At 61.7% G+C, this 4,630-nt stretch carries 3 protein-coding genes and 1 pseudogene; all 4 read left to right on the top strand.

Features of this window, described 5'->3' with window-relative positions; all coding sequences use genetic code 11:
• Positions 1 to 2,225, top strand: a 2,225-nt coding sequence (locus ABYV89_RS14640) for an NADH-quinone oxidoreductase subunit B/C/D (protein WP_432823675.1), incomplete at its 5' end; no start/stop codon positions are given.
• Between the two features lie 20 nt (positions 2,226 to 2,245).
• On the top strand, positions 2,246 to 3,331 hold the full coding sequence (locus ABYV89_RS14635) for a diguanylate cyclase (RefSeq protein ID WP_432823674.1): 1,086 nt from the start codon (positions 2,246 to 2,248) through the stop codon (positions 3,329 to 3,331).
• Entirely contained in the window at positions 3,321 to 3,800 is a 480-nt protein-coding gene (nuoE, locus tag ABYV89_RS14630; RefSeq protein ID WP_432823673.1) for an NADH-quinone oxidoreductase subunit NuoE, read from the top strand. The genes ABYV89_RS14635 and nuoE overlap by 11 nt, the downstream gene beginning before the upstream one ends.
• A gap of 91 nt (positions 3,801 to 3,891) precedes the next feature.
• Positions 3,892 to 4,630, top strand: a pseudogene (locus ABYV89_RS14625) (NADH-quinone oxidoreductase subunit F); the annotation flags it as partial.

Below are 4,630 nucleotides of genomic sequence, written 5' to 3'. Positions count from 1 at the left end.
CCGAAGTCATGCGCGGGTCCCCTAGGCAGGCCGACCTGATGGTCATCTCCGGCACCCCCTTTAAAAAAATGGGCCCCTCGATTCTGCGCCTGTACGAGCAGATGGCCAATCCCAAGTGGGTGATCGCCATGGGAAGCTGCGCCAATTCGGGGGGGATGTACGACGTCTACAGCGTCATCCAGGGGGTCCACCAGATCGTCCCGGTCGATGTCTACATCCCCGGCTGCCCGCCCCGCCCCGAGGCGTTCATGCAGGGGCTGCTCATGCTGCAAGAGAAGATCGCCCGCGAGGAACGCCCGGCTCGCAAGGTGTTCGGCCTCTCCGGCGGCAGCGAGGGGACCACGGCGCCGGTGCTAATAGACGGTGTGAGCAAAAACCGCGATCCCCGCGGCCCCGGCTACGGCAACAGCCCGTTGCGCGGCAGCTCGCAGCAGCATCCGCTCTTCAAAGGGAGCCGCAACGCCGAGATCTGGACGCCGCCCCAGCCGAAAGTCGAATTTTCCGCTTCGACCGGTGACCTCCGTCGCGCCCTGGCCGAGCGCTTCGGCGACCGCGTCCGCGAAGAGCAGACGGCAGCCGACATGCCGACCCTGCTGACTTCGGCCGAACAGGCCCCGGAGTTGCTGCGCTTCTTGAAAACCGAATCGCCGGTAAAATTCCGCCGCCTCGAAGACCTAACCGCCGTCGACGAAAGCACCCGAAAGCTTCGCCCCGAGCACGACCTGACCCTGATCTATCACCTGCTCAATTTCGACGACCCCGGCTACCTGCGGATCAAGGTGCCGCTGACCGGAGAACACCCAACCGCCCCCAGCATCACCGACATCTGGCCGACTGCCGACTGGTACGAGCGGGAAGTCTTCGACATGTACGGTATCCGTTTCGCCGGACATCCCGACCTGCGCCGTATCCTTATGCCCGACTCCTGGGAGGGCCACCCGCTGCGCAAGGAGCACCCCTTCCGCGCTACCGAGATGCCCGCATACACCGCCGCCACCGCTCAGACCATGCTGCCGAAAGACGGCGCCGCCTTTTTCAAGGGCAAGCGCCTCTCCCCGAATGAAGAATCGATGGTTCTCAACCTCGGGCCTCATCACCCCGGCACCCACGGCGTGCTGCGGCTGGTGCTCAAGCTCGAAGGCGAAGAGATAGCCGATATCGACGCCGACATCGGCTATCACCACCGCGGCGCCGAAAAAATGGCCGAACGCCAGCACTGGAACCAGTTCATCCCTTACACCGACCGCATCGACTACCTGTCGGGGTCGCAGAACAATTTGGCCTACCTGCACCCGCTGGAGACCCTGCTCGGGGTCGAGGTGCCGGAGCGCGCCGAGTTCATCCGGGTGCTGCTGTGCGAGCTCTTCCGCCTCAGCAACCACCTGGTCTGGCTCGGCACCTTCGCCCACGATATCGGCGCCATGACCCCGGTCTTCTACGCCCTCGATTCACGCGAGAAGATCTTCGACATCGTCGAGATGATCACCGGCGGCCGCATGCATCCTTCGTGGTTCCGCATCGGCGGAGTCCCCAAGGATCTGCCCGAAGGCTGGAAGACGGTCGTCGACGCCTTCACCCGCGACTTCGCCGCCCGCATCACCGAGTTCGACCAACTCCTCAGCGACGGTCCGATCTTCCGGATCCGCACCGAAGGGGTCGGCGCCATCACCCGCGACCAGGCCATCGACTGGGGGATCAGCGGGCCCAACCTGCGCGCCACCGGGATGGCCTGGGACCTGCGCCGGGCGTTGCCCTACTCGGGCTACGAGAAGTTCGACTTCGAAGTCGCCACCGCCGAAGGCGGCGACAGCTTCGCCCGCTACCGGGTGCGGCTCGAAGAGATGCGCCAGAGCCTTAGCATCGTCCGCCAGGCCGCCGAAAAAATGCCGGGGGGGCGCTGGATCTGTGACGACTATCGCTACGCTTACCCGAAACGGGAGGACGGTCTGAACGACATCGAAAGCCTGATCCACCATTTCGTCAACGTCACCCGCGGCATGACAGCCCCGCCCGGCGAGTGCTACCGGGCCATCGAGTCGAGCAAGGGCGAATGCGGCTACTACGCCGTCTCCGACGGCGGCAGCATCCCCTACCGGATGCGCATCCGCACCCCGTCCTTCCCCCACATGCAGGCGGTGACCATGATGAGCAAAGGTTGGCTGGTGGCGGATTTGATCACCATTCTCGGCTCGATCGACTTCGTGCTGGCGGATCTGGACCGATGACCACAAGGAGCATTGCAGGCATGGCCACTGACGACCGGCAAATAAACGAAATTCTCGGATTCTGCCTGCAGATCGACATCCGGGCCGAGGAGACCTATCGCCAGTTTGCCACGCTGGCCCAATCGAAAGACCTTGCCGAGCTGAGCGAGTTCTGGAACGACATGGCGGACGACGAAAAAAGCCATATCGTTTTCTGGGAAAAAGTCATCGCCCTGGCCCATCAAGGGGTTATTCCCATGCTCTTCGACAACCCAACCAAGACCATCGAAGAGCTAAAGGAAACCTGCATCAAAGTCGAAGCGCTCATGGAGCGGGTGGCCGGCAAACCCAGCCAAGGCACCCAATTCATTCTGGCGTATCGCCTTGAGTTCTACCTGCTGCATCCGGCCTTTGAAACCTTTTTTCATTTCATGGAATCGGTCTTTGCCGAGAGCAATCCCGAGGCGGATTACGAAGAGCACATCCGCCGATTTCTGCAGATGTTCGAAAAATACGGCGAGACCACCCCCGAACTCGAACTCCTCGGCGAACTTCTGATCCGGCTTTGGGACCGCAACAAAAGCCTGGCCAAGCAGAGCCATCAGGACCAGCTCACCGAACTCCTCAACCGACGTGGTTTTTTCAACTCCATCGTGCCGCTGCTGCATCATGCGCAGCGACGGCAATTGACCCTTGGCGTCCTGCTGCTGGATATTGACAATTTCAAACTCATCAATGACCGCTGCGGCCACCTCACGGGGGACCAGGTGCTGGTCGAGGTGGCCCACCGGATTAAAAGCCAGGTGCGCGCCTCCGACTTGACCGCCCGCTACGGCGGAGAGGAATTCGTCGTCTTCCTCTTTGACCTGGGCCAGACGCATCTGCAGGAGATAGCGGAAAAAATCCGCCTTGCCGTCGCTGCCGACCCGATTTCCGAGCAAACGGTCACCATCAGCGTCGGCGCCACCTGTGGCCCCATCAATGGCAATATCGAGTTAGAATTTCAAACCCTGCTTAATTACGCCGATGCCTGTCTTTACGAAGCAAAAAGCCTCGGCAAAAATCGAACGGTTCTGAAGGTAGCTGAAGAGCACGAGTTTGCGCGGAGGGATCAAAATGTTACCTGAACCCATTCTGCAGGACTTTCGCAACCGCGCGTCTACAGCAGCCCACCCACGGGAAATGGTTATCGACCTGCTGCGCGCCATTCAGGAGCAGCATCGCTGGGTTGCCGACGAAGGGGTCGAGCTGACCGCAGAAATCCTAGGCATCCCGGTAATCGAAGTCGAAGAGGTCGCCACCTTCTACGACAAGATTTTCCGCCAGCCGGTAGGGCGCCACGTTATCCACGTCTGTGACTCGATCTGCTGCTGGAGCCGCGGCGGCGAAGAAATCGCCGGCTACCTGCAGCAGCAACTCGATATTGCCCTTGGCGAAACCACCGCCGACGGCGCCTTCACCCTGCTGCCGACCTGCTGCCTGGGAGCCTGCGACGAAGCCCCGGCGATGATGATCGACCGGGAAACGTATGGCAACCTGACGGAGGAACGGATCGATAAAATCTTGGAACAAAAAAGAAAAGACCTGAACCCATGACCCGCCTCGGAGACGCAGAGACACGGAGAAAACATTGTGGAATCCGGAAGGGCTTCCTCTGTGTCTCTGTGTCTCCGTGGCCAAAGATTTTATGACCGCATACCCGCAACTACTTTTCAAGAACCGCCATCTGGGAGAAACCGTCTTCCTCGAAAGCTACCGCAAAAACGGCGGCTACCAGGGGCTGGCCAAGGCGCTCAAAGAAATGAGCCCGGCCGAGGTGCGGGAAACGGTCAAGGCGTCGGGCCTGCGCGGCCGCGGCGGGGCGGGCTTTCCGACCGGGGTTAAATGGAGCTTTTTCCCCAGCGACCAGGCCGGCGACAAATACCTGGTCTGCAACTGCGACGAGATGGAGCCGGGAACCTACAAAGACCGGGTCTTTCTCGAGACCGATCCGCACCAGCTGGTGGAGGGGATGATCATCGCCGCCTACGCCATGCAGATTCCGATCGGCTACATCTTCATCCGCTACGCCTATGCCCGGGCCACCGCCGCGCTGGAGCGGGCCCTCGCCGAAGCGAAAGGAGCGGGACTGCTGGGGCCCGACATCCTCGGCAGCGGTTTCGCTTTCGAGCTGCACCTGCACGGCAGCGCCGGCCGCTACATCTGCGGCGAGGAGACCGCACTCCTCAACGGCCTCGAAGGTAAGCGCCCCAATCCGCGCAGCAAGCCGCCCTTCCCGGCAGTCCGGGGGCTGTTCGGCAAACCGACCACGGTCAATAACGTCGAAACTCTGGCCAGCGTGCCGCACATCATCACCGGCGGCGCCGACTGGTTCAAGGGGCTGGCCGCCACCGAAGAAGGGGCCGGCACCAAGCTGTTCGGTCTCT

This window comes from Trichloromonas sp. (assembly GCF_041583255.1).
In the GTDB taxonomy this organism is placed as follows: Bacteria; Desulfobacterota; Desulfuromonadia; order Desulfuromonadales; family Trichloromonadaceae; genus Trichloromonas.
The sequence above is the reverse complement of the archived record's forward strand: the minus strand, read 5'-3'. Positions and strand labels throughout refer to the sequence as shown.